The sequence below is a fragment of the Salinibacterium sp. genome (assembly GCF_031364185.1).
Taxonomy (GTDB): Bacteria; Actinomycetota; Actinomycetes; order Actinomycetales; family Microbacteriaceae; genus Rhodoglobus.
The window spans coordinates 1-26,722 of record NZ_JANLVV010000258.1 but is presented as its reverse complement, the minus strand read 5'-3'; the positions used below and the strand labels follow the sequence as shown (position 1 = coordinate 26,722).

At 64.2% G+C, this 26,722-nt stretch carries 31 protein-coding genes and 1 pseudogene; 13 read left to right on the top strand and 19 right to left on the bottom strand.

Translation table 11 applies throughout. The features are described from left to right. The coding region (locus RMN95_RS11355) for a sensor histidine kinase (protein ID WP_309617019.1) at window positions 1-418 on the top strand (418 nt) is incomplete at its 5' end. Beyond that, on the top strand, window positions 418-1,074 hold the full coding sequence (locus RMN95_RS11350; RefSeq protein WP_309617018.1) for a response regulator transcription factor: 657 nt from the start codon (window positions 418-420) through the stop codon (window positions 1,072-1,074). The genes RMN95_RS11355 and RMN95_RS11350, both read left to right, overlap by 1 nt. A 31-nt stretch (window positions 1,075-1,105) precedes the next feature. On the opposite strand, the gene RMN95_RS11345 is transcribed toward RMN95_RS11350, so the two are convergent. The 4 genes from RMN95_RS11345 to RMN95_RS11330 all read right to left on the bottom strand — a co-directional run bounded on the left by RMN95_RS11345 (window position 1,106) and on the right by RMN95_RS11330 (window position 3,907). Further along, a complete protein-coding gene (locus tag RMN95_RS11345; protein ID WP_309617017.1) occupies window positions 1,106-1,555 on the bottom strand; it encodes a hypothetical protein in 450 nt (149 codons plus the stop codon). A 141-nt stretch (window positions 1,556-1,696) separates the two neighbouring features. Next, window positions 1,697-2,083 (bottom strand): hypothetical protein, encoded by a 387-nt coding sequence (locus tag RMN95_RS11340; protein WP_309617016.1) that lies wholly within the window; start codon window positions 2,081-2,083, stop codon window positions 1,697-1,699. Between the two features lie 79 nt (window positions 2,084-2,162). Continuing rightward, entirely contained in the window at window positions 2,163-2,861 is a 699-nt protein-coding gene (locus RMN95_RS11335) for an endonuclease/exonuclease/phosphatase family protein (protein ID WP_309617021.1), read from the bottom strand. A gap of 131 nt (window positions 2,862-2,992) precedes the next feature. Beyond that, a complete protein-coding gene (locus tag RMN95_RS11330; RefSeq protein WP_309617015.1) occupies window positions 2,993-3,907 on the bottom strand; it encodes a DnaJ domain-containing protein in 915 nt (304 codons plus the stop codon). 183 nt (window positions 3,908-4,090) lie between these two features. Between RMN95_RS11330 and RMN95_RS11325 the strand changes: the two genes are divergently transcribed. Together RMN95_RS11325 and RMN95_RS11320 are read left to right on the top strand one after the other, a co-directional pair. Continuing rightward, on the top strand, window positions 4,091-4,582 hold the full coding sequence (locus RMN95_RS11325) for a glutathione peroxidase (protein ID WP_309617014.1): 492 nt from the start codon (window positions 4,091-4,093) through the stop codon (window positions 4,580-4,582). A 9-nt stretch (window positions 4,583-4,591) separates the two neighbouring features. Beyond that, entirely contained in the window at window positions 4,592-5,287 is a 696-nt protein-coding gene (locus tag RMN95_RS11320) for a histidine phosphatase family protein (RefSeq protein ID WP_309617013.1), read from the top strand. A 14-nt stretch (window positions 5,288-5,301) separates the two neighbouring features. Here the strand turns inward: RMN95_RS11320 and RMN95_RS17185 are convergent, their stop codons facing one another. After that, window positions 5,302-6,411, bottom strand: a complete 1,110-nt coding sequence (locus RMN95_RS17185) for a DUF2207 family protein (protein ID WP_397545287.1) — start codon at window positions 6,409-6,411, stop codon at window positions 5,302-5,304. Between the two features lie 42 nt (window positions 6,412-6,453). Further along, window positions 6,454-7,170, bottom strand: coding sequence for a DUF2207 domain-containing protein (locus RMN95_RS17180; protein ID WP_397545286.1), 717 nt, complete (start codon window positions 7,168-7,170; stop codon window positions 6,454-6,456). A 181-nt stretch (window positions 7,171-7,351) separates the two neighbouring features. On the opposite strand from RMN95_RS17180, the gene RMN95_RS11310 reads away from it, so the two are divergent. Beyond that, window positions 7,352-7,669, top strand: a complete 318-nt coding sequence (locus RMN95_RS11310; RefSeq protein ID WP_309617012.1) for a DUF2510 domain-containing protein — start codon at window positions 7,352-7,354, stop codon at window positions 7,667-7,669. 9 nt (window positions 7,670-7,678) lie between these two features. Then, window positions 7,679-8,401, top strand: a complete 723-nt coding sequence (locus tag RMN95_RS11305; RefSeq protein ID WP_309617011.1) for a DUF2510 domain-containing protein — start codon at window positions 7,679-7,681, stop codon at window positions 8,399-8,401. On the opposite strand, the gene RMN95_RS11300 is transcribed toward RMN95_RS11305, so the two are convergent. Further along, entirely contained in the window at window positions 8,385-8,540 is a 156-nt protein-coding gene (locus RMN95_RS11300; protein WP_309617010.1) for a hypothetical protein, read from the bottom strand. The two genes, RMN95_RS11305 and RMN95_RS11300, sit on opposite strands and share 17 nt — an antisense overlap. Window positions 8,541-8,559: 19 nt before the next feature. On the opposite strand from RMN95_RS11300, the gene RMN95_RS11295 reads away from it, so the two are divergent. Continuing rightward, complete coding sequence (locus tag RMN95_RS11295) at window positions 8,560-9,237, top strand: ribonuclease H (protein ID WP_397545170.1); 678 nt, start codon at window positions 8,560-8,562, stop codon at window positions 9,235-9,237. Window positions 9,238-9,264: 27 nt separating this feature from the next. Here RMN95_RS11295 and RMN95_RS11290 read toward each other — a convergent pair whose 3' ends face one another. The 4 genes from RMN95_RS11290 to RMN95_RS11275 all read right to left on the bottom strand — a co-directional run bounded on the left by RMN95_RS11290 (window position 9,265) and on the right by RMN95_RS11275 (window position 14,019). After that, entirely contained in the window at window positions 9,265-10,836 is a 1,572-nt protein-coding gene (locus tag RMN95_RS11290) for a transporter (RefSeq protein ID WP_309617009.1), read from the bottom strand. Then, on the bottom strand, window positions 10,818-11,621 hold the full coding sequence (locus RMN95_RS11285; RefSeq protein ID WP_309617008.1) for an ABC transporter ATP-binding protein: 804 nt from the start codon (window positions 11,619-11,621) through the stop codon (window positions 10,818-10,820). The genes RMN95_RS11290 and RMN95_RS11285 overlap by 19 nt, the downstream gene beginning before the upstream one ends. Before the next feature lie 64 nt (window positions 11,622-11,685). Beyond that, a complete protein-coding gene (locus RMN95_RS11280) occupies window positions 11,686-13,134 on the bottom strand; it encodes a sugar porter family MFS transporter (RefSeq protein ID WP_309617007.1) in 1,449 nt (482 codons plus the stop codon). A 57-nt stretch (window positions 13,135-13,191) separates the two neighbouring features. Next, the gene (locus tag RMN95_RS11275) at window positions 13,192-14,019 is read right to left on the bottom strand and encodes an endonuclease/exonuclease/phosphatase family protein (protein WP_309617006.1); all 828 of its coding nucleotides are present in this window, start codon (window positions 14,017-14,019) and stop codon (window positions 13,192-13,194) included. A 136-nt stretch (window positions 14,020-14,155) separates the two neighbouring features. Between RMN95_RS11275 and RMN95_RS11270 the strand changes: the two genes are divergently transcribed. From RMN95_RS11270 to RMN95_RS11260, 4 genes are all read left to right on the top strand, one after another. After that, a complete protein-coding gene (locus tag RMN95_RS11270; protein WP_309617005.1) occupies window positions 14,156-15,031 on the top strand; it encodes a DUF429 domain-containing protein in 876 nt (291 codons plus the stop codon). Between the two features lie 16 nt (window positions 15,032-15,047). Continuing rightward, window positions 15,048-15,716, top strand: a complete 669-nt coding sequence (locus RMN95_RS11265) for an SDR family oxidoreductase (RefSeq protein ID WP_309617004.1) — start codon at window positions 15,048-15,050, stop codon at window positions 15,714-15,716. A 79-nt stretch (window positions 15,717-15,795) separates the two neighbouring features. Next, complete coding sequence (locus RMN95_RS17175) at window positions 15,796-16,008, top strand: DUF2510 domain-containing protein (RefSeq protein ID WP_397545285.1); 213 nt, start codon at window positions 15,796-15,798, stop codon at window positions 16,006-16,008. 339 nt (window positions 16,009-16,347) lie between these two features. Next, entirely contained in the window at window positions 16,348-18,081 is a 1,734-nt protein-coding gene (locus RMN95_RS11260) for a gamma-glutamyltransferase (protein ID WP_309617003.1), read from the top strand. Window positions 18,082-18,113: 32 nt separating this feature from the next. Here the strand turns inward: RMN95_RS11260 and RMN95_RS11255 are convergent, their stop codons facing one another. The 5 genes from RMN95_RS11255 to RMN95_RS11235 all read right to left on the bottom strand — a co-directional run bounded on the left by RMN95_RS11255 (window position 18,114) and on the right by RMN95_RS11235 (window position 22,144). Then, complete coding sequence (locus RMN95_RS11255) at window positions 18,114-18,656, bottom strand: DUF4287 domain-containing protein (RefSeq protein ID WP_309617002.1); 543 nt, start codon at window positions 18,654-18,656, stop codon at window positions 18,114-18,116. A gap of 46 nt (window positions 18,657-18,702) precedes the next feature. Then, on the bottom strand, window positions 18,703-20,031 hold the full coding sequence (locus RMN95_RS11250) for a GNAT family N-acetyltransferase (protein WP_309617001.1): 1,329 nt from the start codon (window positions 20,029-20,031) through the stop codon (window positions 18,703-18,705). Window positions 20,032-20,088: 57 nt separating this feature from the next. Then, complete coding sequence (locus RMN95_RS11245; RefSeq protein ID WP_309617000.1) at window positions 20,089-20,649, bottom strand: DarT ssDNA thymidine ADP-ribosyltransferase family protein; 561 nt, start codon at window positions 20,647-20,649, stop codon at window positions 20,089-20,091. 238 nt (window positions 20,650-20,887) lie between these two features. Next, a complete protein-coding gene (locus RMN95_RS11240; protein ID WP_309616999.1) occupies window positions 20,888-21,595 on the bottom strand; it encodes a hypothetical protein in 708 nt (235 codons plus the stop codon). Window positions 21,596-21,763: 168 nt separating this feature from the next. Further along, the gene (locus RMN95_RS11235) at window positions 21,764-22,144 is read right to left on the bottom strand and encodes a DUF5997 family protein (RefSeq protein ID WP_309617020.1); all 381 of its coding nucleotides are present in this window, start codon (window positions 22,142-22,144) and stop codon (window positions 21,764-21,766) included. Between the two features lie 37 nt (window positions 22,145-22,181). Between RMN95_RS11235 and RMN95_RS11230 the strand changes: the two genes are divergently transcribed. After that, window positions 22,182-22,826, top strand: a complete 645-nt coding sequence (locus RMN95_RS11230; RefSeq protein ID WP_309616998.1) for a LysR family substrate-binding domain-containing protein — start codon at window positions 22,182-22,184, stop codon at window positions 22,824-22,826. Between the two features lie 18 nt (window positions 22,827-22,844). Here RMN95_RS11230 and RMN95_RS11225 read toward each other — a convergent pair whose 3' ends face one another. Next, window positions 22,845-24,161 (bottom strand): protein kinase domain-containing protein, encoded by a 1,317-nt coding sequence (locus RMN95_RS11225; protein WP_309616997.1) that lies wholly within the window; start codon window positions 24,159-24,161, stop codon window positions 22,845-22,847. 158 nt (window positions 24,162-24,319) lie between these two features. On the opposite strand from RMN95_RS11225, the gene RMN95_RS11220 reads away from it, so the two are divergent. Beyond that, complete coding sequence (locus RMN95_RS11220) at window positions 24,320-25,753, top strand: FAD-dependent oxidoreductase (protein ID WP_309616996.1); 1,434 nt, start codon at window positions 24,320-24,322, stop codon at window positions 25,751-25,753. On the opposite strand, the gene RMN95_RS11215 is transcribed toward RMN95_RS11220, so the two are convergent. After that, window positions 25,728-26,393, bottom strand: a complete 666-nt coding sequence (locus RMN95_RS11215) for a Pr6Pr family membrane protein (protein ID WP_309616995.1) — start codon at window positions 26,391-26,393, stop codon at window positions 25,728-25,730. The genes RMN95_RS11220 and RMN95_RS11215 overlap by 26 nt on opposite strands. A gap of 74 nt (window positions 26,394-26,467) precedes the next feature. Next, window positions 26,468-26,722, bottom strand: a pseudogene (locus RMN95_RS11210) (cyclase); the annotation flags it as partial.

Sequence of the window (26,722 nt, the reverse complement as noted above, 5' to 3'; positions counted from 1 at the left end):
CCAGGCTGCCAACGTAATGGCGATGATCGACGGGGAGCGAATAACTCAGGCCCTGCTTCAGCTCGCAGCGAATGCCGTCGTGCATGGGCCCTCAAGCGGCGTTATCGAGATTTCGAGCGAGGTGCGTGGAAGCCGGCTTCTTTTCTCGGTGCTCGATGACGGGCCGGGGGTCGATCCGCTCGCCGCACACACCATTTTCCAGCGATTCCACCGCGGGCCCGGGGCTCGGAGTACTGAGGGGCGTGGGGAATCGGGTTCCGGCCTGGGGCTGGCCATCGTGTCTGCCATTGCCGAGGCGCACGGCGGCCACGCGTCCGTCCGGCAGGGCCATGCCACCGGGTCCCTTTTTGTCATTGACATCCCGCTGTACGACACCCCGCGGCAAGAAGATCACCCCGCCGAGCATGGAGAGAGTTGATGAGCCGAATTTTGCTGGCAGAAGACGAGGCCAGGATTTCGTCCTTCGTCGAGAAGGGACTGCGCGCGGCAGGTTTCACCACCGTTGTTGCCACGACCGGACCCGACACCGTCGAGCACGCCCTCGCTGGTGGTTTCGATCTGTTGGTCCTCGACATTGGGCTGCCCGGTTTTGACGGATTCGAGGTGTTGAAGCGCCTGCGCGCCGCCCGCCTCGAGCTGCCCGTGATCGTTCTGACGGCTCGTACCTCCGCCGACGATACCCTGGCGAGCCTCGAAGGGGGCGCGAACGACTACATGCCGAAGCCCTTCCGATTTGACGAGCTTCTCGCTCGCATCAGGCTCAGGATGGCGGACGCCAGCCGTGGCGTCGAGGCGATACTGGCCGTCGAGGGCCTTCAACTCGATCTTCACAGCCGCCGGGTGATCGTGCGCGGCCGTGAAGTCGATCTATCGGCGCGTGAGTTTGCGCTGGCCGAGGAGTTTCTTCGAAACCCCGATCGCGTGCTCAGTCGCGAACAGTTGCTCAGTCGAGTGTGGGGCTACGATTTCGATCCCGGGTCGAACATCGTCGATGTCTACGTGGGCTACCTCAGGTCGAAGCTGGGGGCCGAGCACATCGAGACCGTACGAGGGATGGGCTACCGGCTCCGATAACGCAGCCAGTACCCACCCCTCGGTGATCGACTTAGTCGTCGTCGCTGCCGTGGCCGGAATTGTCGCTGGAGCCACTTCCGTCGTGGTGACCACTGCCATCCGTCACCTTGTCAGCACTATCAGCATCGCTGTCGTCGAGAGAATCATCTGCCTCGTCCGCCTCATCTGCGATGTCGTTGTCGTCCGCGTCATCGTCGTCAAGTGCGTTGTCGTCAAGTGCATTGTCGTCAAGAGAATCATCGTCGGCGCTGTCATCCCCCACATCGTGCGTCCCGGGGGCATGCACTTCATCGTCGTTCAGGTCGTGGCTCAGGGGGTCGTCCGAGGATGCCGGCGTCGGCGTCGGTGTTGACTCGGACGTCGGCGACGTGGTCGAGCTGCTGGGCAGGGTGGCCGCGACGGCGACTCCGCCAGCGCACAGCACGCCTGCGATAGCAATGCCCGAAGCGATGAGCACGGGGCGAGAGGTGAAAAGTGACATGATGTGCCTTTCAACGAGCCGGCGAGCCGGCGTGAGTGCGGCTTTATGCCGTTCCTCCATGCTGGACGCGCAATCTAAGCAGTTGACGAGCCATCCATGAGACGAGTCTCACAAATCCCCGACATCGGCCAACGATCGGTATCAGTGATCCGAGCGGCCGGAACCGCTGCTGCCGCTGCCAGATCCGCGGTTGTCATCGTTGTCATCACCGTGATCTTCAAGCTCCATCGTCACCGGCGGCGGGCCGGGCACGATCTCGGGCCCGTCACCATCATCGGGTGTCGGCGATGGAGTGGGAATACCGGTCGGCTCACGGGTGGGATCGCTGGTGGGATTAGGGATTGGTTCGGTAGGCGACGACGGCTCCGGCGTGATCGACACCGCGGGGACGTCAAGGGGCTGGCCGGCGGCATCCACAAATCCCAACCCGCTGGCGAAGACTATTCCGAGCACAATTGCGATCACGGCGACAACGGAGAGCGCTGCGGCGCCGACAAAGCCGGGTACCTGAGCTGAGCGTGCCACCATGCTCCCATTCTGGACCGGTGGTCGCTCATGACACGTGAGACTTCTCTTAGAACGCACGAGCTACCGCGCGTCAGTGTGCTCAGGCCGCTTCGGCTTCGACCTTCGCGACGGCCCCGTAGGAGGCGGTTACCAATATCGGGATGTGGTCTGACGAGCCGCGCGGCATGGTCTGCACGTCGTCTACGGTGAACCCCTGCGAAGTGACAAAATCGAAGTGTCCGCGGAAGAACTTGTACGCGGTGTACGTCTGTCGGTCACTCAGCGTCAAGTCGTAACCGGACTTTGCGACGCGGTTAGACAACCCGTCCTTGAACAGGGGGTAGTTGTAGTCGCCGACCATAATGATCGGAGCGCCGGAGCCGAGATCCTGCAGCAGTTCGTGGGCCGCCTTAATCTGCTTTCGGCGCAGAGAGTTGAGTGCGGTCAACGGTGCCGCGTGGAACGACGCGAGCACAAGCTCGTGACCCGATTCACGGTCGAGAAGCTTCGTGCCGACGAGGCGCTCAGGTGTCGGCGAGAAGATGAGGTCATGCAGCGACTTCTTCAACTCGAATGACCTGCTCGCCAGTTGCTCATAGCGATCCCGGCGGTAGTACACCGCAAGCCCGAGCCTGTTTCGTTTCGTGGAGTCGGCCAGGTGCAGGTTGCCGATCTCGGCTGGCAACTCCGAGGCTATGCATTCCTGCAGGCACAGCGCGTCGAGATCGGGTGTCTTCGCCAGTTCGGCAAGCTCAATGCTCGCGCGGTTTTTGCGAAGGTTATAGCTGATGACGCGAATCACGAGACAGAATCCTTCTTTCCAGACACGAAGACACCAGCCTAGGGTCTTTCCGTGTATTCGACGTGACGGCATAAATCGACAGGTGTAAATCCAGACTAAGCGCGTGATCTGACGACGAGCACGCCGAGTCAGACAAAGCGCACGCCGTCACCCACGCGAGTGCGCACGTCGAAAAGCTCGTTGCCGCCGATCGGCTCGGACCCCGGGATTCCCTGGCGCAACAGCATCGTCAGAGACGACTGTGTTACCGCGAGCGTTGCGGCTCCCCGCACGCTGCCCAGTGCCACGACGGAATCGTCGAGAGCGTCATCCGGCAGCACAATGACCAGGGCGGTGAACCGCACCCGAAGCTGCCGAGCGAGAGCGCGGGCGCGGCCGGCCAGATCGTGCATGGGTCGCTCCCCCTGAAGCACATCACCGATCAGCTCACCCTTGCGGGCTCGGACGGGCCCCCCAAAATCTTCGGAGAGCATCGCAAACAGGCCGGTCGGCCCGAGCACAACGTGGTCGATCTTCGCTTCGGGTCCACCGGTCGAGACGTCATGCCATACCGAAAAACCAATGCCGAGGGTGCTGATGGTGCGCGCTGTTGATTCCTCAGCGAGGGCATCGGCGAGAGTGCGTCTGATCTCCCGCGGAGCCCCCTGCACCAGCGCAGGGTCGTACGGGTCAGCGATCTCGACGCCCCGGCCCACCCACTCCCGAAGCTGGCCAAGAAACTTCTCGCGCCTCCAGCCCCCTGGGTGACCGTGCGACCTGGATCTGGGTCTCGTATCCTGTCGCGGGCGGGCCGGCTGTGCCGTAAATGTGTCATGAGAAATTGAGTGGATGCCGCGCCCGGCGTCGTACGCCGCCCGCTTCTCGAGCGTACCCACGCGGTCCCAGGCCTCCTGCACCGCCGCAAAGCGCCGGGAGTCGCCGCCCGTGTCAGGGTGTGTTTCGCGGAGCGCCTTGCGGTACGCACGCCGAAGCTCCTCCCTCGTCACGGATGCCGCGACACCGAGCACCTCGTAGGGGCTGGGCGACAGGGGGCTCTCGGGCATACTTTCGCTTTCGACAGGGGAAAGGGCGTCCCCAGAATACCCAGCGCGGGTGCGTGGTTGCTGGCACGACGTGCCCTGAGCCCGTGTCGGGGTTACGTGCCTTCCCGTTCGATGCTTGCGGCGGAGGTCATGGTGTCAAGGGTTTTACGCTGACGCTCAGCTTGCGCAGCGTAGGTTGTGATGGTGACTACGCTCAGCGAGATTCCCCTCACCACCATCGACGGGGCCTCCACCTCGCTTGCCGACTACAGCGACAAGGTGGTGCTCATCGTCAACGTCGCGTCGCGATGCGGCCTTGCCCCTCAGTACGAAAAGCTCGAAGCACTTCAGAAAACGTATGGCGAACGTGGCTTTACCGTATTGGGGTTCCCGAGTAACCAGTTCCTGCAGGAGCTCGGCTCCGAAGACAAAATCAAGGAGTATTGCTCGATGACATGGGGCGTCACCTTTCCCATGTTCGAGAAGGTGAAGCTGAATGGCAAGACTGCGCACCCGCTGTATCAGGAGCTCACGAAGACTCCGGATGCCGCGGGTAAGGCGGGCAAAGTGAAGTGGAATTTCGAAAAGTTCGTCATCACTCCCGGTGGCCAGGTTCACCGGTTCCGCCCCACCGTCCAACCCGACGACCCAGCCATCGTGGCACTCATCGAGAGCTCTCTCCCGGCGTCAGCGTAGGCATCAGGGGTGCGCCTTCTTCTCATCAGGCACGGCCAGACCCTCTCCAACGTCGCCGGGCTGCTGGATACCGCCCATCCTGGCCCCGGGCTCACGGAGCTCGGAACCCGACAGGCCGCGCAGATTCCGGTAGCGCTGGCGAACGACATCGTCGGCAGGATCTACGTCAGCACCCTGCTGCGCACCCACCTCACCGCGGCGCCACTCGCCGCCGATCGGGGGTGTGACGCGATCGAGCTGCCGGGCATCCACGAGATTGAGGCGGGCTCGCTCGAAGGCAACAGCGACCGCGCTTCTCTTCGACAATACCTGGAGACCGCTTTCGCCTGGGGGCTCGGTAACCTCGACGTGGTGATGCCGGGAAGCACGGACGGGCACGCATTTTTCGACAGGTTTGATGCCGATATCGCACGGGTTGCCGCCGACCACGATGCGGGCGGGGTCGCCGGGTCATTCGCGGCTCGCACCGTAGTGGTATTCAGCCACGGCGCCGCGATCAGGGTGTGGGTCGCCGGTCGCGCCAGCAATGTTGCGCCGAGTTTCGCTGGCGAGCATGAGATCGACAACACCGGCATGGTCGCACTCGAGGGAAATCCTCGCGACGGGTGGGTTCTGCTGTCGTGGCAGGGCACGCCGGTGGGGGGAACTGATTTGGTGGATGCCCCGGCCGAAGACCCCACGGGCGTCAGGCTCAGCGACTCCTGACGCGCGGTAGCGACTCAGCGGCCGCCGCCACCACCGCCGCCGCCACCCCCGCCGGAGAATCCGCCGCCGAAGGATCCACCGCTGAACGAGCCGCCCCCGCTTCCGCTCCAGCTCGAGGCGCTCACGGGCGGAGTCATGGCGGTGGAGAATCCCCGCAGCGTGCTGGTGAACATCGCGGCAGAGAACCCATCGGAGCCGATGAACCAGTCGGGTTGTTCGGCCAGCGAGCTGACACGCACCTCGAGCTCGCGCATCCACTGGTCTTCGACACCCCAGACGATGGCCCAGGGCAGCAGCTTCTCGAAGAGCTTGACCATCTCCCTGCCGTCACCGACATTGATGCGTTCGGCGCCGCTTGGGCTCTGCAGCGCACGAAGTCGATCCTTCTCCGCCAACGTCAGGTAGGTGCGCATCCCCTCAAGGTATTCGCGAGCCTCGGCCCCTTTCGCCGTCTGGCGCAGAGGGCGGATGGCCAGCGCTATGCAGACGATCAGGGCGACCAGCCCGAAGACCATCACCAGCAACAGCAGGGGGCTGACGTTCAGGAATAGCCCGCTGGAGACCACCAGCAGCGTTATCGCGACGGTGCCCAGCGCCAGCTGCACCAGCACGAGACCGATCGCGCCGCCTCGTCCTGGCGGCTTTTCCAGGTAGCCGGCGCCCGGGAGAGATGCCTTAGCGACTGCGGACTGCTGGTGCAGAGCTGTCATCAAATCCTGCTGTCCCTGGCCGAACGCGCGAAGGGCGCCCGCCTCGGGTTCCCCTCCGAACAGCAGCGCGATCAGTGCCAGGTCCTCGGCATTCGCGCCAGTGGAGCCTAGATACTGCAGCGTGTACGGCTCGCTCCCCTCTTCCACCGCGTACGCGAGAATGCGGATGTTCTTACGCACCGCCAGCCGAACCAGAGCGGCCGGAATCGCCGCCGATGACCTGCCGACCAGATGCGCCGATTGCAGGATGGTGATCTCGTCGGGCTCGCTGTACTGCGGGATGATGATGCCGCGACCTGGGGCGCTGCGCCCCGAGCGCACCCTCGAGACGATCGCGGCGATCATCCCACCCAGGCTGAGAATCCCGACGGCGCCGGCGGCAAACTCGAAGCCGGCGGGCACGGGCTGGGGCACAGTCACCGTGGGCTCGGGTGTCAGGAAGGTGCCGGGGGTGAATCACAGGGCCACTGTCATGGTTTCGCGCGGCGCAAGGTTGTCGGCAGTTGCCTCAAGCGTGAGTGTCGATGCGGGAGTGGCGGGGTTGGAAGTGGGGGCATCGTCCAGCCCGGGACCCAATTCCTGGATGGGGCAGGTCGTGCCATCACCCTGCGCGCCGATGTAGCAGGCCGCGTTTCCGGTGAAGGCGCTCATCACGGAGCCATCAAGATGAATTCGCGCGGCGACGCTGTCAAAGGGTTGGTCCCAGCCGACGCCGTTGACATCCCAATAGAACTCATCGGCGTTCGTGTCGGCGAACGATCGCACCACATTGCGCTGTGTGTAGGAAATGACGTAGGTGACGGCGCCATGAACAAACTCGTCGGTTCCGAGCGCGAGCGTCACAAACTCGTCAGTGCGGTCGGTTTCGAACGGCACAGCATCGCCGTTGTCGTTGACGACCGAGATTCGGTCTGTTTCCAGCGCCACGCCGTTATAGCTGTCCGGGATGGCACGGACGATTCCGCGATTTTGGTCGAACTCGGGAAACCGCGCCACGATGGTCTCCACCACGTCCAGTTGGGCGGTTCCGTCACCAAGCCGGGTCAGTGTGTAGTCGGCGTCGAACGAATCGAACGTAAAATCGCTGGTATTAGCGGCGGCCGCCATAGGCGCCGAGACCGCCAGCAGCAGAGAAACCGCCGCCAGGAGAGCCGAGCTGAGTAGTCGTCGCATCCCTTGGAGCCTATCGGGGCGACATACGTTTGGGCACTGTGGGGTTGTCCCCGACAGAGCGATCCTGACTCGTTTGGAGGTAGACCGTGGGCCTCACCCCTTGAAATGGGGATCGTGGCGGAGTCACTGCGATCCCTAGGGTCGTATCAAGGAACAACGGCGGGGGGCCGAGATGTCAATTATGGAACACACGCACGTGCCTGCTGGCTGGTACCCGGATGGGGTCACCGACGACAGCCTGCGGTGGTGGGACGGCACGGACTGGACTCACGATGTGCGCCCCCTGGCCGCACCGACTCTCGTGCCCGTCGAGCCGATTGTCGTCGAGTATGTGCCCGGCGAATCTTCGGCAATCGAGCCGACGCTGCCTGAAGTGCCGGGCGACGTTTCTGAATTCCTCGCGTTAGATCACACGTCCAGCGGTGCGGCGCTGACGCGACGCCAACTTCGAGAGATGCTCGGCGGTCCGCTGGTGACCGACGCTCCCACCGACCAGTAAGGCAACGCCGTGACAACGACCGACGTGATGGAACGCATGCCCCCAGTCGGGTGGTATCCCGAGGGCCCTGACACGACCATCCTGCGATGGTGGGACGGCGCTGGATGGACCGATCACGTTCATGACACCGCCCAGGAGGCCATCGCCACTCCCGCAGTAGAGCCCGAGCCCGAGGTGGCAGCCTTCGACGACTCCGCGATCACTGACGACACTCGTGAGCGAATCGCCCGTGGGTATACGGCCCATGCCGAGATCAACCTTCCCGGGCTTTCCAAGTCCGGTATCAGCAAGAACAACGCCGGTCCCGCGAGCTGGTGGGACACCTCGCGCCAGCCCGCTCCGGTCCGGTCGTCCACAGAAAGCGTGTGGGCACTGGCCTTCACTCCCTGGATCGCGGCGCTGTCATCGGTTGGGGCTGCGCTTGTCTTCACTCTCATCTCCGCGCAGATCGGCGCCCTGGTGGCGGGCGCTCTCGTGCCGATGCTCTGGATGCTCGCAACGGCCGTTCAGGATCGCAAATCGCTGGTCGGACTCGGCTTCCGGAACCCCGCGAGCGAATGGTGGATCCTGCTGGGCCCCCTCGCCTACATGATTGCCCGCACCATCCGAGTCGTCAGAGTCACCGGGAAGGGTCGCGCACCCCTGGTGCTTCTTCTCATCAACACCATCGCCGTGCCGGTGGCCGTCTTCGCCGCGGTCCAGTTTCTGCCCGGGATTATGGGGCAGTTCTAGCCCCGACTGCGCCCATCAGATCGGCCGCTTCCACCACCGCGAGTTCCCGCCCCGCATCCTTCGCCGCGGGAAGCACACTGCCCGGTGAGATCCCGATCGCCAACGCGCCGATCGCCAGAGTTACTCGGTATGAGGGCATGCTCGCTACCCTAGACGGGATGACTATTACTGCTGCTGCCGACGGGTCCGCGCTGGGTAATCCGGGGCCGGCGGGATGGGCCTGGTATGTGGATGACGACACCTGGGCCGCCGGAGGCTGGCCGCACGGTACGAACAACATGGGCGAGCTGACCGCGGTGCTCGAGCTTTTTCGCGCGACCGCGCACATCGACGACGACCTGCACATCCTGTGTGACAGCCAGTACGTGATCAATTCCGTGACTAAATGGATGCCCGGCTGGAAGAAGAAAGGCTGGCGCAAGGGCGACGGCAAGCCCGTGATGAACCTCGACCTCCTCAAAGAGCTCGATCAGGCGGTAGCGGGTCGGCGTTACCGGTTCGAGTGGGTGAAAGGCCACGTCGGTCATGTGTTGAATGAGGCCGCCGATGCCCGTGCCCGGGGTGCCGCCGAGGCGTACCAGCGCGGCTCGGCCGCACCTGCAGGTCCGGGTTTCCCGGGAGCTGCCGGCCGCGGCTCACTCGCTGTTGCGGCGGTCGAGCCCCCAACTCTGTTCACCTTCGACAGCTCGACACGTGACATCGCTGAGCCCGAGATGTCGTCGGCAGTCAACATCCCCGTGACGGTGATGTTCACTGCGGTAGAACACGCCCGGCTGGAGCGCCGCGCTGCCGATGCCGGAATGAGCGTCGAGAAGCTGCTACGAACGCTGCTCTGATCGCCGCACTGAGGTGACGCGAGCGAGCTACTTCTGCTTCTGCAGCTGCGCAAGAAGGTCGGGGCCGCGCCGGTCGAGGATGGCTCCGCCGATGCGCACACCGATTATCAGAAACCCGGAACCCAGAACGATCCCGACGAGTAGTGACAACCACCCCAGAGCGATATTTCCGCTGGCGAATCCGACGATCGCGAGCACCAGCTCGGGCAGGGTCAGGATGCCGAGCACGCTCCATGACGCGAATGTCGACAACATCAGGCTCACCCCGCCACCCGGCTTTGACTTAAAGGGACTCTCCCCGGGGGCCGGCACCATGAACACGAACCGCCCGGAGATCAGAGACGACACGGCGAAACCGGTCAGGAGCACTCCGGCGATGATCCCGAGCAGGCCGGGCAGTATCTCCCAGGCATTCGTGATCCACACTGACGCGATGGCCAGTGCGAAGCAGATCGGCACCGCAAAAATTGCGAGGGCGATGACTCGACCGATACGGTCGGCGCGCCCGCTGACTCCGGTTTGCAGGTGCAGCGCGAATGCGGTGTTGTCGTACGAGACATCCGTGTAAATCGACATCGACAGCAGCACGGCGACGATGGGGGCCACGGCGTTGAGCGGTGCCAGGTTGCCGTTGCTTCCTGCATAGAAAAAGATCAGCACCGGAACGAGAGGAACGGTGATGAGCGATTGCGTGTACCTCGGGTCACGGATCCAGTAGGTCAGTGCTCGTGCTGCGACGGCTCCGGCGGGAGTCCCCGGGAACACTGTGAACAGTCCCAGCCCTCGTGTGCCGGCCTTCACCAGCGTAGATCGGCTCGGGGTTTCGAGGGCCAGCGCCAGCCCCCAACGCCACACCAGCACGAACACCACGAGGGTTGCGATTCCGATGAGGAATTCCCACGCAGCCCGGCCCAGGTCTCCGGATGCCACATCCGCCGGCACTGCCCAGATTGCGCCGAACGGGCTCCACGATACGAGATGTGCAATGCGCGGAAGCAGGTCTGAGACGTCGCTCAGCACCTGTGTGAGGCCGAGGATGATCGGCCCGAGCAGCAACGCCGGAATAACGACCAGGATGCCTTTGGCCTCGCGCGCACGACGACCTGAGCTGATTCGTGCGGTGAGGGCAACGAGCATCCGGGATCCGATCACACAGGTGAGAACACCGATGGCAGCACACACGACAGCGACCAGGGCAGCGACCGGGTACCGCCACCAGGTGCCCGCGGTTGCCAGCGCGGCGACGAGGGTGACTAAGCCAGGAACGCCGAGCACACCGCTGATCGCGAGTGACAACAAGAGGGTGTTGAGCGGGATGGGGAAGGTCGCGAGCCGTGCGGGCTCCACGGTCTGGTCAATGCCGGACGTCAGCACGGGCAGCAGAGTCCAGCCGAGGGTGACCGCAGCCCCCGCGAGAACCGTCACCGTGCGGGCGAGCTCGATTTCGGCGAAACTCAGGACGAACAGTCCGGCGACGGCCGAGATAAGAATGCCGAGCCCGTACAGGCCCCCGATCACCACCGCAATAAGCTGCCACGGGCTCCTCTTCAGCGAGTTGGCCAGCAGCAGGAACCGGAGCCTTACGAGAGTCGCAACCACGCGGGCCCCTCCCCCGTGCGGCGCCCGCCGACGAGTTCGACAAAGCGATCCTCGAGGGTCGAGTCTCCGCGGACTTCGTCCGTGGTTCCGGATGCCAGCACCCGCCCCTGCGCTATCACGGCGACGTGATCGCACATGCGTTGCACCATGTCCATGACGTGGCTGGAGACGATGACGGTGCCGCCGGAGTTCACAAAACCATCCAGGATGTCACGGATGTTCGCGGCAGAAACCGGGTCGACAGATTCGAACGGCTCGTCAAGCACCAACAGTCGCGGGGCGTGCACGAGTGCGCAGGCCAGGGCGATTTTCTTTGTCATGCCGGCCGAGTAGTCGATGACGAGCGTGCCGGCTGCCGTCTCGAGGTCAAGAAGCTGAAGCAGATCATTGGCGCGCTCCGCGACAACCTCGCGTGTCATTCCGCTCAGGAGGCCGGCATAGGTCACCAACTGAAGGCCCGTGAGCCGGTCGAACAGCCTGACCCCGTCGCTGAGGTTACCGACGAGCCTCTTCGCTGCAACAAGGTTGGTCCAGACATCCACGCCATGAATACTGACCTGGCCGGCATCGGGACGCAGCAAACCGGTCGCCATCGACAGGGTTGTCGTCTTTCCCGCGCCATTAGGCCCCACTAGGCCATAGAACGAGCCGCTGGGCACTGTCAGATCGAGGTTATCGACGGCCACCTTTTCGCCGAATTGCTTCACCAGGCCCCTGATCTCGAGGGCCGGGAGGTGATCCCGAATTCGCTCGTTCTCGACCGTCACCGTGTGCTCTGAGGTCATGACCGCTTTCCGTTCGTGATGGATTCTGCGTCGAACCCAGCGTACGTTGACGCTGCGACCGCTGCTACTTTGCGGGCTTTCGCGCCCTGACGAATAGTGTCTCGGCCTCCTCGAGGGACATTCCATTGGTCTCGGGAACGACCTTGAACACAAACAGGAATGACAGTCCCGCGAAGAGCGCGTACATGCCGTAGGTCAGCACCAGCGATACCGAGGCCAGCGGCGGAAATGACACCGTGATCAGGAAGTTGGCGATCCACTGCGCGGCGGCGGCGATGCCCAGTGCCCGTGCGCGGATCGTGGTCGGGAAGATCTCGCCCAGCAAGACCCACACGACGGGGCCCCAGGATGCGCCGAAACTGACGACGAAGATGTTGGCGGCGACCAGCGCAATTGGCCCCCATGCCCCCTCGAGCCTGGGTTCGTTGTTGACCAATGCTGCCTGGCTAAAGGCAACGGCCATGGTGGCCAGGGCGACGGTCATCCCAACAGATCCGAACAGCAGAATCGGACGACGGCCCACCCGATCGACCAGGGCGATGGCCACGAAGGTGACGGCGATGTTGGTGATCGACGTAGCCACCGAGATGGCCAGGGAGTCACTCTCTGCGAAACCGACGGACTTCCAGAGGGTCGTTGAGTAGTAAAAAATCACGTTGATGCCAACAAACTGTTGAAGGATCGACAGGATAATCCCGACCCACACAATCGGCTTCAGGCCGAATCTATTTCCCCTGAGCGCGCCCTTTCGCGACCCCAGTTCGTCCGTCTTGATGACGGATCGCATGTCTCGGATGGCGCGCTCGGCGTCCTCCCCTGGCCAGTAGCGCGCGAAGATATCGCGCACGTCATTGTCGCGGTTTTTGAGGATGAGGAATCGGGGCGATTCGGGAAGGCGCATCGACACGAGGCCGTAGATGACGGCGGGTACAACCCCGGCGAGGAACATCCACCGCCAAGCCTCAATCCCCCACCACAACTCCTTTTCGGCGCCATTGGCAGCGCCCGCGAAGAGCGTGTCTGAGAGCAGGGCGACGAAAATTCCCAGGGTGATGGCGAGTTGCTGAAGGGATCCCAGACGTCCGCGGAGATTTTTGGGTGAAATTTCGGCGATGTAGGCGGGGGCGATCACCGAGGCGATGCCGATACCAAGGCCGCCCACCAGGCGCCACAGGATCAAATCCCACACCCCGAATGCGAAACCACAACCGATGGCGCTGACGAAGAACAGGACGGCACCGACCAGCATCGAGGGGATGCGACCTTTCGAGTCTGCGAGGCGCCCTGCCAGGTATGCGCCCACGGCGCAGCCGATCAGAGCGGATGCCACGGCAAGGCCGGTGAGCGTCTCGGTCAGTCCGAATTGCTCACGGATCGGTTCGACCGCGCCGTTGACTACCGAGGAATCGAAGCCGAACAGGAATCCGCCCAGCGCTCCCGCGATCGCCAGCGCGATAACTTTGCCGTTCGTTCCCGCCTTGGTTGACGTGGTCGAACTCGCCGAAGTGCTCATCGATGCCCCCTGAATTGTGTCGTCACTTCACCCTACGTGTTCTCGCGAGATGGTCCTTCACTCCCCGCGCAGTTGTATGACGGCCTGCACAGGAAGGTGATCCGACCCGGCGATGTCGCCGAGAAGCGCCGTGTTGATCCCGATCGAGCTGACCTCCACCTGTGTGTTGGTAAGTATCCAATCGATGCGCTTGCGGCCCAGTCTCGCGGGGTGGTAGTTCGGGTAGGTGCCCCAGGCCTTGGTGAGTTGTGTGTCGGCGCTCCGCCAGGCATCCAACACCGTCCGGCCGAGCATCAATTCGCTGTACGGGCTTGTATCGACCGAAGTGTTGAAGTCGCCGGTCAGGATGGCGGGGCCGGGGCTGGCATCAACCAGTTGCCTGAGCAATCTGGCGGAGTGCACCCGTGAGCGGCGCGACTGGTGGTCGAGGTGGGTATTCAGCATTCGAAACTGGATGCCGGTGGCCAGATCGGTGAACAGAGCCCAGACGACCATGCGCGGGATCCGGTTGCCCCAGCTTCTCGACCCCGCTAGCCGTGGCGTGTCTGACATAGCGAGTTGACGCCATTCCAGCAGTTGCACCCGGCGGGTGTCGTAGAAAATGGGGCAACTTTCGCCGGTGCCATCGGGATCTCGACCAATGCCGATCCAGGAGTAATGATGTCCCAGGCTGTGCGCGACAAACTCCGTCTGGTCCGGCAGTGCTTCCTGCGCCCCGAGCACGGCGGGTTGTTCCGTGGCCAACAGGTGTCGCAAAGCCGGAGCGCGGTAGGTCCATCGGTCGGGGCTACGGGGGGCTGCTCGAGGCATCCGTCGACGAATGTTATACGTCATCACGTGCAGTTCGGGCGGGTCAACAGGACCGATGAGAGGTGGGTCGACCATGCTCCAAGCGTAGGGCGCGGGGTGAAAAGTTTTGGCCCAACTCAGCCCAACGCGCCAAATATTTCGATGCTGCGGTGTCGCCAGCAGCCGGTAGCGTCAATAGCGATAAAGACATCGTCAATCGAGAGTGGGCACCATGGCGCAGTACTTCGGCGTCGACCTGGCCTGGGGCGAGGGCAGTGTACGCAAGCGCGCCAACGAAACAGGGCTCGCCTCTATCGATCAACACGGTGTCGTCAGTCATGCGGGCTGGGCGCGCGGCATTGATGATGTAGCCGAGTGGCTGCTCGAGCACGCCGAGCCTGGAGCGATCATTGCGATCGACGCGCCCCTGGTCATCCCGAACCCCACCGGCATGCGCCTTGCTGAGCGTCAGGTCGGCATGGGTTACGGTCGCTGGCACGTGGCGGCGAATGCCAGCAACTCGAGCATGGGCTGGACGGGCGGGGTCACGCTGCGCCGTCGCCTCGAAGCCGCGGGCTTCACCTACATCGATGGGTCAGAGCCGCCATCCACCACCGGGCGCAGCTTTTTTGAGTGTTATCCGTACACCACGATCGTGGGAATGGATGAGCTCGGCTACGACGATAAACGCCCGCGCTACAAGCGGCCGGTGCGCGGGCTGCCGGCCGCCGATGCACGCCAGGTGCGGGCGTTGGCCTGCGACGAGCTGGTGCGCAGGGTCGCCGCACTGGCGACCGCCGAGCCCCCCATCGACATCGCCTCCCACCCCGTATCTGCTGCTCTGTTGCTGCGGTCACCGCTGACGAATAGTGAATACAAGCATCGCGAAGACCTTCTTGATTCGCTTCTTTGTGCCTGGACCGCGTCGATCTGGCACTTCCACGGCAGCGCTCGTGTGCAGGTGCTCGGTGTCGATGCCGACCGGGATGAGGGAGGACGCCGACCTACCATCGTCGCGCCGGCGCGTGAGTCACAGCGGGTGGCGGGGCGTGCTATGCGAACGCTAGGTACCGACAGAGAGACGGCAGTGTCGGAAAAACGGCGGTGACTGAGAGACTGGAGCTATGACATCTACACCACAGGGTCCCATCCGGGTTGCGATCATCGGCGGCAGCGGAAAAGTTTCTCGCGAACTGATCACGTTGCTGAACGCTCGCGGGGATCAGGCTGTCGCAATTTTCCGCAATGCCGCCAGGGCGGACGAACTGGCCGCACTGGGGGCAATCCCCAGAGTGCTCGACATCGAGAGCGCGAGCGAGGCCGAGCTTGGTGACGTGCTGACGGGGGCCGACGTCGTCGTGTTTTCCGCTGGTGCTGGAGGGGGCGACCCCGCCCGCACCCGGGCGGTGGACTACGACGGCGCTGTGCGTGCGATGGCCGCGGCATCCGGTGCCTCGGTGGCACGTTTCGTCATGGTGTCGGCGATGGGAGCGGGGAATGCGCCTCCCACCGAGGGCGACATGGCGGTGTACTACCAAGCGAAGCACGACGCCGACGCGGCGCTGGTGGGCACGAGCCTCGACTGGACGATCCTGCGACCGGGCGCGCTCACGGATGACCCTGACACCGGCATGGTGACGCTGGGCGAGAGCGTCTCCCGAGGTTCAATCCCCCGGGGAGACGTCGCCGCGGTGATCGTGGCCGTGATTGACGAGCCGAGGACGATCGGCAGGGCCTGGGAGTTCGCCAGCGGTGCGCAGCCGATCGCAGACGCCGTGCATTCGCTCCTGTAGCTGCCCCCGTATTGGGGCATGCCATTGGCCCGCCAACCTCGTAGCCTCGACGGTATAACGACGGTCAGGGAGTTACGCTATGACAAATTCGGGAATGTCATCTTTCGCACAAAAAACGGGTGAGCCTGCGGCAGCCTGGTATCCGGATCCGGCGGACAGCCGGTCGGCACGCTGGTGGGATGGAGCGGGATGGACGGGGCATACGCGGGAACTCGCGCCGTCGGTCAGAATAGCCACCGTCACGGACCTGCCAACCCGGCGTTCCCAGCGTGAGGCGCAGTTGGTACAATAGCGATCGCTGTTCCTCAGCGGGCAATGGGTCTTGAGAACCTAAATCCAGCTGCCCAGCTGCCGATCAACGCGCTATCTCGACGAATGTCGAGCGGCGACGCGAGGGTTTCGGTGTGAACCGCACCAACCGGCCAAAGAAGCCGCGTCGCGTGGGGATCAGCGAGACGTGGCGAGTTGCGGATACGGGGCTGGAGACGGGAACCATTGCTGTGGTCATGACACTCCTAACAGGGGATGCCGGAGGTTCGGAGCACCTGCCCGTACTGGATTGCCCCTGACCCAGGATTCGCACGAGACTGGTGGCGGGGAGAGTGGAGACCGGCGCGACTAACGTCGAAGGATGACGTTTAGCCCCGCGCCCGACTTCACCACCCGTCCGACGCTGTCGGGAAGCTTCGGGATGTCGGCCTCGACGCACTGGCTCGCCACCGCATCGGCGCAGTCCGTACTGGAACGCGGAGGCAACGCCTTCGATGCCGCGGTCGCGGGTGCCTTTGTGCTGCACGTTGTGGAACCGCATCTCAACGGCCCAGGCGGTGACATGGTGGGAGTCTTCGCGACCGCCGGAGGGGCGCCGACGGTATTGATAGGCCAGGGCCCCGCGCCGGCGGCGGCCTCGGCAGCAGCGTATCGCGAACTGGGGCTCACGCTCGTGCCCGGCGCGGGGGCGTTGGCGGCGGCAATCCCCGGTGCGGTGGATGCCTGGTTCCTGCTGTTGCGCGACCATGGCACGTGGGAATTGGCTGACGCGCTGGCCCTGGCGATCGACTACGCCCGACACGGGCATCCCGTGCTGCCACGGGTGCGGGAGACGATCGAGAGGATGCGACCGCTCTTCGACGAGCACTGGCCCACGTCGTCTGCACTCTGGTCGGGGTACGACGGCACGATGCCTGAGCTCGCACACACCTTTGAGCGACTCGCGGCCTCAGAAGGCGACTCACGTGAGGAGCGGATCGACGCCGCCCGCGCCGCGTGGCGCGAGGGTTTCGTTTCTCGGGCGATCGTCGATTTTGTTCGCACTCCGCACCGGCACAGCGATGGTGGTGACTATGCGGGTGTGCTCACCGCCGATGATTTTGCGGGCTTCGGCGCGTGTTATGAGCGGCCGGTCACGATCGAGTTTCGCGGTCATAGCATCGTCAAGGCCGGAGCATGGGGTCAGGGCCCCGCGCTGCTGCAGATGCTCGGCATGCTCGACGGCTGTGACGACATCGATCCGTCGTCTCCCGAGGGTGTGCACACCATCCTGGAGGTCGAGAAGCTCGCCATGGCCGACCGTGAGGCGTGGTGTGGAGATGTACCGGACGTTCCTCTCGACACCCTCCTGTCGTCCGGCTATCTCGCCTCCCGCCGTCTTCTGGTGTCGGATGCCGCCTCACTCGAGTTCCGCCCGGGAACGGTGCCAGGACGCCGCCCGTTCCTGCCGCCCCTCACGGTGGGCACCTCGGGCGTGGGCGAGCCGACGGTCACGAAAGAGGGAGTCGTCCGGGGCGACACCTGTCACATCGACGTCATAGACCGCTGGGGCAACATCGTCTCGGCCACCCCATCGGGAGGCTGGCTGCAGAGCTCCCCCGCAATCCCCGGCCTGGGATTCAGCCTCGGTACCCGACTGCAGATGACCTGGTTGCAGGATGGCGCGCCCGCCACCCTCACCCCCGGCCGTCGACCGCGCACCACTCTCAGCCCCACTCTTGTCGTGCGAGACGGGATCGCGGTGACTGCGCTCGGCTCCCCCGGCGGTGACCAGCAGGACACCTGGCAGTTGCTGTACCTGCTGCGCACGATGGTGGGCGGGTACAGCCCGCAGCAGGCGATCGATGCGCCCTCGTTTCACACCACCTCGTTTCCGGACTCATTCTGGCCCCGCCAGTGGGAGCCCGGGGGCGCTGTGGTGGAGGGTCGACTTGGCGACACCGTCATTGACTCGCTGGTGGCGCGCGGCCATGTGGTCACTCGCGCCGACGACTGGTCGTTGGGCAGGCTGTCGGCTGTGGGTGTTGATGAGCACGGGATGCTGTGGGCCGCCGCCAACCCTCGCGGAAGCCAGGGCTACGCCGCGGGCCGCTAATGGTCCAGGGGCAGTGGTCCAGGGGCGGTGCTTCAGGCCGCCGCGTACGCGCGTCGCAGCCAGTCGAGCAGCTCCGCGTCCAGCTGCGCCGGGTCGGCGATGCGCACGCGATGCGTCACCATCGAGTTCCACGAGCCGGAGGCTTCGAACCTGTCGGTCGCCGGCGCATCCTTCAGCTTGATGCCGACATCCATACGGTCGGCAGTGAACGAGACGATAGCGAACTTGCCTCGACCTTTCAGCAGGCTGACATACGTCGCGGTCGGGGCAACATCGACCGGTCCGTTGTCGTGGAGAGTGGACAGAAGCGCTTCGAAGATCGGTCTCCAGTGAGCTTTTGCTCCAGCGAACTGCTGATCGATGCGATCCGCATCTACCGGTCGCTCACGGAACGTCGCGACCAGCGCCATCCCGTGCCCCTGACCGAGTCCGAAGTCCTCCTTCAGCCACGCGATGATCGCCGCCGGTTTCGTTCCCTCGGCAAGCAGGCCCTTCTCTGCCGCGAGCCTGCGGAAGTCGTCAGCCGAAAGACCTGTCTTTTGCTTGATGGTGTCGAGGTACGCCTGAAAGGTCATGGTGCCACAGTAGCGGTGCCCCACGAGGAGGTGTCGGCGTGCTGGACTAAAACCACACCGACAGCCAGGGCGCGCGGGGCGAGTGAAACATCGACTCCAGCACGGCCGCTGATCCAGATTCATCCTCAGCGATCAGGCCCGCCGCCGCCAGCATTGCGGCAGAGGTACCGCCAAGAAAGAGCGCGGAGAGCGCGTTGACGTCCAGTGATACCGATGCCGTGGCATCCCGTGATCCGTCCATCGCACTCACCCGGCCGGAGCCCGCGGCATCCACCTCAAGCAGATAGTCGCCCGTGGCATAGCCGAGATCGTCCTGCACGCGAAGGATGCATCGACCCGGCGCCGAGTAGGTTCGCGACTCCAGTGTGGCCGTGACGTCCAGGATGCGCAGCCACAGGTGATCCCACGGTGACTGCGCGATGGCGCGGCTGTCACTGAGTTGCCACTGCACTGGCTCGTCCACTGAGCGATGTGGTGCCCTCACCCGGCTGACCAGGTCGACCTCCAGCAGATAGCGCCACAGCCCCGCATACGCCTCGTCGGTCTCATGGCAGAGATATTCGATGGTGAGCACGTGTTGCGAAAAATCACCGGCACTCTCACCCTGTGCCTCGGTAACGCGGTACAGCGCCAACCCGGTCAGAGCTCCACTGAGGTCGTCGTAGCGCACGGCCCGCAGCCGCGTGCTGTGCTCTTTATCGTCACCAGTAAGGCCTGAAATTTCGTCCCAGCGCTTGCCCCACACGGGTATCTGGCCGGCACTGGTGAGCCGCACCCGGTCATGCATCTGTGCAATCTCGGTGCGGAATTGCGCCGGGGTGATGAAATTCAGGCGGCCGGATGCCTCGGGGCCGACCCAGTGCGCACGTCGGGTGTCGATCGTCAGGTTGTTGGCGAATGCGGCGGGAGCGAAGCCGAAGCGGCCGTAGATCGTTGACTCCGACACGGTCAGCGTGGCGAGCGGGATTCCCAGGCTACGGGCCGTGCGCAGCTCGGCTTCGAGTAACGCCCGGGCTATCCCCCTGCGGCGGTGAGTCGGCGCGACGGTGACCGAACTGATGGCCCAGGCTTTCACATGCCGGTGACCCGGGACGGTCAGCTCGAGCGGCCATGAACTGACCGTTGCTACTGGAACACCGGCATCCAGTGCGCTGGCGTCCCACACGCCTGTGGTGCGACGATCGGCGACTCCGGCGATGTTGGCCGCGATGTTTTCGCTGGTGGGTTCGGCGCCGTGGAAGCCGCGAATATCGGCTCTCAGCCAGGTTTCGAATTCTGCGTGGTGAGACGTATCGACCAGGGCAAGGTGCAAGCCTTTCATCGACAGGGCTTCCGTCGAAGTCGGGTCAATGGGGGTCGCCAGGTAATCGATCATGACCTAACGCTACGCGGAGCCTGCGATCAGCAGAGCCGGTGGTGCCACCGGGTCAGGTTACTCGGCGGCCTGGAACCAGGGTGGGTACACCGCGACCTTGGTGGCGGTGAGTTTCTTTACCCGATCCCGAACCCGGTCGTTCGATACCCCGATCAACTGCACGGATTCGAACGGGAAGGGTCCTACGGCAAGGGCCTCCGCCTCTTGCACGTCGTCACTGTCGTGAAGCCGTTCCAGCATCCGGGTCAACGAGTCGCCCGTAGCGAAGCGCGTAAGACTGTGGGCGGCATCACCGTCGGCAATGATGGAGCCCTCCCCCAGGGCTTCCACCGTGCTCACCAGGAAGACGAAGTCGGCCGATGTGGCAGTGCGGGCCGCCGTTGACCAGCGAGTCTCATCTTCGGCGCCTTCGCGAAGTTGTTCCCAGAGGGTCGCGCTTGGGGTGAGGTAGAAGCAGACGAAGTCGGCAACCATCGGTCCGCCCGAACTTACTGGAGCTGTGGTTCGCAGCTCGCGGGTCAGCTCGGTGCTCACATTCACCGCGGGTGAGGCATCAGCAAGCAGGGCACCGGTAGCGAGAATACTCTCCAGATTGCTGATGTGAGTGACGTGATACACGCGCTGGGCCGCGGTTTTAATAGACTTCCTGGATGTTGAGGCCGGGGAGACTCGAGGCGATCGTGAGCTCGCGCGCGCTACTTTGGGCTTCTCTATGACGGCCTTCGGGAAGCAGCTGTCGCACAGCGGAATCTCTAGCCCGTGGATGCACTCTGGCACAACAGTCCTCTCGAGACATGGTCGGCGTCTCGCTTAACGGTACGTCTATTCCGGCCTCGGGGTCGACCGGCATCGAAAATCAGCGAATTGACTGATCGCTGGACGAGTTGAGTTTCTCAGAGATCATCGGGGCAATCATCCCTGCCCACGTTTCGTAGGTGCGCCCGGTGCCGCCCCGCCCGGGAGTATCAGTGGGATGGAAGGGCACGAATGCCGCGCGCGAATGAGACGCGCATGCCAATCGAGCCTCGCGGTCGAGTGCTGCGCACAACCGGGTCGTCAACCACCTCATCGCCTGCGACATGGTGATCACGGTCGGCATCGGAACGAGTCCGATAACGAGAAGGTGAGAGTGTGCGGGAATGAGCTCGGTGATGGCGTCCAGCACGGCGTCGACCCGGTGACGATAAGTTCTGAGCGGCAGAAGGAGAAGGGTATCCAGGTCACCGGGGGTGATCACGATCGCGTCGAAAGTGGGAAGCAACTGGGACAGTGCCGGGGCGATGGTGCCCTCGTCGCACAGAATGTCGTGGGCGATGACGTCAAGGGATACGCCACGACCGGTCAGCGCCGAGAGTTGCCGGGCAAGGGAACCTGCGAGCGCCTGGTCGTGCGAGGTCATCCCCCATCCGACCGTCATGCCTCCGCCGACCAGGAGCACACGGTCGGGGTCCGGCCCCGCTATCTCAATCTGTGCTGTGCTGGCGGGCGACGATAATGATCGCCACGACATATCCGATGTTGAGTGCCAGCGCAGCACTGCGGGGCGCACGATGAGGTCATGCACGGTCTGTAGCACTAAACATCTCCCCACACTGGGACTCTGGACTTCGGCTGTGATGTGCTCAGTGTAATCCGAGACCAACTCACGTTGTCACTCCCCTTTTGTAGGGGCAATATATTATGAGCGGCCTAGCCCGCCCGGGACGAGCGAGCGGGCCCACCCATCATCGGGTCAGCGGCCACCACCACCGCCGCGTGATTCGAGCCGGGCCGCGCGCTCGGACTTGATGCGCGCGTTGTCATCCTGTACCGCTGCGTGGGTAGCCCGTTCGACAACGAGCCATTCGGGTTTCTGCTCGAGCAGACTCTTGATCTCGACGGAGGTCATGGTGTCAGGAGCGCCGGCGCGCGCCAGTCCTGATGTCGAAATGCCCAGTTTGCGGGCGACCTCCTGCCGCGGATGCGGGCCATTTCTGCGCAACTCCACGAGCCACTCGGGCGGCGTCGATTGCAATTCGAGAAATTGGATGCGGCTCACCTCGCCATCCTGGAATTCGACGGGGGTCGCCGGGAGGAAAATCCCCAGCTTCTTGGCTGCGGTAGCGGGCTTCATGGTCTGGACTGGCACAGTGCAAGGGTAGCCTGTGGCCATGGCCCAGCCCGATCTTTCTGCCGCTGGCGCGACACTGACCGTCGCGTTCGTCGTTGGCGTGACGCCAGGCAAATGGGCCAGGACCTGGTCCGAGAGGATGCCGCAAACCGCACTGGAGCTGCGACTGTGCTCCCCCTCCGAGGCGCTGGTGGCAGTGAGCGAAGGGTCGGTCGACGCGGCCCTGACGCGGCTTCCGATCGATGATGAGCACCTCTCGCGCATCCCGCTGTACTCGGAACTGTCGGTGGTCGTTGCCCCGAAAGAGCATGCCATCGACGCCCTGGACTCCGTCACCCTCGCTGACCTGGTCGACGAGACAGTACTCCAGATGGGGTCTGATGGGAGCTGGGTGTCCATCATCGAACTCATCGCTACAGGGGCTGGGGTTGCCGTGATGCCGCAGTCTGTAGCCCGAGCGTTCAGTCGGCGCGACATCATTGCGCGGCCGGTCAGCGACGGTCCCACATCCCGCATCGCACTGGTGTGGCTGGCCACCAACAACAGCGCGCTCGTCGAAGAGTTCATCGGAATCGTGCGTGGACGCACCGCCAACAGCTCCCGTGGAGTGCTGGCTCCCCCGGAAAAGAAATCCAGACCGGCCACCAAGCGAACGCCGGACCGGCGGCCGAGCAGGCGCCGCTAGCGAGAGTGGCAGACACCGTCAATGTCCCGCACGCCAGTCGAGTTCACGCATGACGATGGCCGCAAGATCCTGGAGCGTAGACATGTCCAGTGCATCGATCGAACGCGGCTTCGTGTCGAGCACACAGAGTGTGCCCAGCGCCGTCGCATCAGCCCTGAGCAGGGGCACGCCAGCGTAAAATCTCAGCTCGTCACTTCCGCCGCTGGCCGGGGATAGCAGGGGGTTGCCCACCGCGAGAGGGTCGAGCCTGGCATCCTCGATCACCCAGGGCTCCTGACGCAGCAGCGCTGTGCCGTTGACGCCTGCGTCTCCACCCAGTCGAGTCACCTCCAGGTCATTCCTGGCGGTGACCCACATCCGGCTGCTGCCGACAATGCTGACGGCAGCAATGGGCACGGCCAGTACCCTGGCCGCCACGGCGGTGATCCGGTCGAAGGCGTCATCCGGAAGCCCCGGCACAACCGCAGCCGATCGCGACCTATGGCGACCGGATTCCGTGAATGACAGCTGGGCCAGGGCGAGGGCGACGTCGTGGATGTCCGGTCGATCCGCCGCCTCTCGAGAGGTCATCGCCCGCAGCAGTTGTTTCCACTGGGGAGCAACGGTGTCGGGAATCTCGGGATCGTCGAGCAGCCTCGCCATGGCGGAGTGTTGTGCCGGGCCGGGAAACGCCAGCGTTGCGGTGAGGCATTGCAGCAGCACGAGACCCAGCGAATACACGTCGCTGGCCGGGCCAACCTCCTCCCCCCGAGCCTGCTCCGGGCTCAGGTACGCCACCGTGCCCGTCACAAATTCTTCATCGGGGATCGCCCTCGCGTTCCCCACCGACGCGATGCCGAAATCCCCTAGTTTTGCTGTCATCGTCTGCCCGTCAGCGCTGGCGGTAATCAGGATATTGGCCGGCTTCACGTCACGGTGCACAATCCCGAGCCCATGAACATGTTCAAGCGCGGTAGACACCCAGTAGCCGATCTGGGCCACCTGGCGGGCGCCCATCGGCCCGCTATCCAGCCTGTTCTTAAGGTCGGAGCCGACAACAAGTTCCATCACATAGTAGATACGAGTGTCTTCGGAATCACTTCGATCAACGGCCGCGTCGAGCAGAGTCACCACGTTCGGATGATTCAGCCGGGCCAGCACGTTTACCTCGACCTCCTGCCGTCGAAAGTCACTCTCGGCTGTGGCCGTCGCGCGGAACAGTTTGACCGCGACATCCCGACCCAGAAATTCGTCACGAGCTCGATAGACCTTGGCCATGCCGCCGTGGGCGATCAGTGACAGCGGAGTGTAGCGACGACGAAGGCGCGTCGGCCAGAAGTCAGGTTCGATCGACATCAGCACTCCTTTCGCGGCGCGCCCAGTAGTTTGCTCTCAGAACAGACGACTCTCCTCACAGAATAGGGATGTGGGGCCGCACCGCGATGGGGATTGCGCTGCGAGTCGATTTCACGCTAGGAGCCGCCGCGCTGTCGTCCCGCTACAGTGGGAACGAGATGTCCTTCACTCGTCGCAGCTTCCTCGTCGGTGCGGGAGCCGGTGCCTCGATGCTCGTGCTCACCGCATGCACCGACACGCCGCCGCGACCCGCACCGACACCCTCGCCCGAGCCGAGCAACTCCGTCCCGAAGCCGAAAAGCGTGCAACGCAGCAACTGGTCAAACGATCCTTTCGCTCTCGGCGCCGTGAGCTTCCTCCCGGTGGGGGCGACGTCCCTGCACCGCGACAACCTCGCGCACAGCGTTGACGACAGGGTCTTCTTTGCGGGTGAGGCTCTGTCGGATGATCCCGCCACGGTGGGCGGGGCACGAAGCTCCGGAGCCCGAGCCGCTGGTGAGCTCGCGGATATCGCGGTCGAAGGCGAACGCATCGCCGTGATCGGCGCGGGAGCGGCCGGAGCCGAATGTGCGCGGCGCCTCTCGGCACAGGGCCTCGACGTCGTGGTGCTCGAGGCGCGGGATCGCACCGGCGGCCGCATCCATAGCGTCAACGACGGTGACGGCAACTACACCGAGCTGGGTGCCTGGCGACTCGGCGTCGATAGCGACGCCGACGTTGTGGCCGCGCTCGACAGGCTTGATGTCACCTCCGTGTCGGCCAGCGGGCCCGACCTCATTCGCGATGCTGTGTCGGACGGCGAGGTGTTGACTCCAGCTCCGGTTGCCGATGTGCCGCCTACGTCGCCGAACGCGGTGGGTGCCACTGCGGTTGCTACGGCAACGATCTGGGCGGCCGAGCAGGCAGCAGACTCCACCCTCGCCGACGCCCTGGTCGCCTCAGGCGCGTTCGACACCGCGGGAGCCGCCAGCCAGGGCGAGCTCGGCGGCGGGCCGCTACTCGAGCAGTACCTGCGGTCTCTCGCCACCGTGACGGGGGCCGAGGCATCCACTGCCTCGGCCTGGTTCGTACCTCCGATCGCGCCTGAGGCGACCCGCATTGTCACCGGGCCCTTTGTGTCGCTCATCGACGACGATCTCCGGGAGATCGAGACCTTTCTTTCGACCGTAGTAGTCGGAGTGTCGTATGACGACGACGGGGTTCGACTGCGGCTCGGCACCGGCGAGTCCCTCAGCGTCGACAGGGTCGTGGTCACGGTGCCACTGGGTGTGCTTAAGGCGGCCACCATCGACTTCAACCCCCTGCTGCCCTTTGGCCACAGGGCAGCGATCAATGCCCTCTCTGTTGGCGCCATCGACGTGATCAAGGCCAGGTTTGACGCGCCATTCTGGTCGACGGATGCCGTCACCTGGAGCCTTGTCGGCACCAACGAGCTCATCACCACCTGGGTGAACCTGGCGCCGCTGACCGGGGAGGCGGCCCTCATCGGAATCGTCGGCGGCGATGCCGCCATCGCCCTGGCGGGCCTGAGCGATAAGGAACTCGCCGAACTGGTCGTCTCGAGTCTTAGGCCTTTCGCCGAAGCCGCGTGACTCCCACCACGCCAAGCCCCACCACGGTGAACACTGCCAATGACAAGCCGGACAGTGTAAAGAACTCCGCGACTCCATCGAGCTGGCCCGGGTCGAGAAAGTAGTACGGGTACCAGCCCACCGCCGTGCCTCGGAGCATCGTCAGGCCGCCCCAGCTGAGGGTGTAGCCCAGCACGAACACCACGATTCGCCAGGGTGCGCGGCCGCGGCCCGGCGACAGGAACCACTCGAGCGCGGCCAACGGCGGCAGCCAGAAGTGCAGGATGATATCAGACCACGGCACATCGATCGGCACGGTATTAGAGCCGGACTGCTGAACGATCACGGCAAACACTATGCCGGCCGTGAGCGTGCAGGTCAGGACACCCGCGCGAACAGTGGTGAGCCAGTCCGGATCCCGGGCCGTGCGACACGCCAGCACTCCAGCGATTGCCATCACCGTGGCAAAGGCGATGTTGCTCTGGATAGTGAGGTAGGCGTAGTAATTGCTCGGCGCGAAGGTAGCGGATCCAAGCCCCCAGATATAGCGGGCGACCAGCGCCACGACGCACACCACGGCGAAGGCAAGTCTCACCACGCCGACATCCAGGCGTGGGGCCCCGCTCAGCATCCGGGGTGAGGTCGTGGCAACATCCAGCACGTCGTAGAAGGGTCAGCCGCGGGGATCGACCAGCGGAAAACTCATCTATCGAGACTACGCCACCGTCGATATGGCTAGTGGTTCTCGACCGAACCTCGCCATGCACCGTCAGCGGTACCCTGCTCTTCGATGTATTTCTTGTAGTTCTCGAGTTCGGCTTTTACCGCATGGTCGGGAACATCGAGGGCTGCTCCGGCCTTCTCGATGAATCCCTTGGGCTCCCAGTCGATCTGCACGGCGACCCGTGATGACGTGTCGCTGAGCCGATGGAACGTAACGACACCCGCGTGGTCTACCTCGCCACCGGTGCTGGTCCACGCGATTCGGTC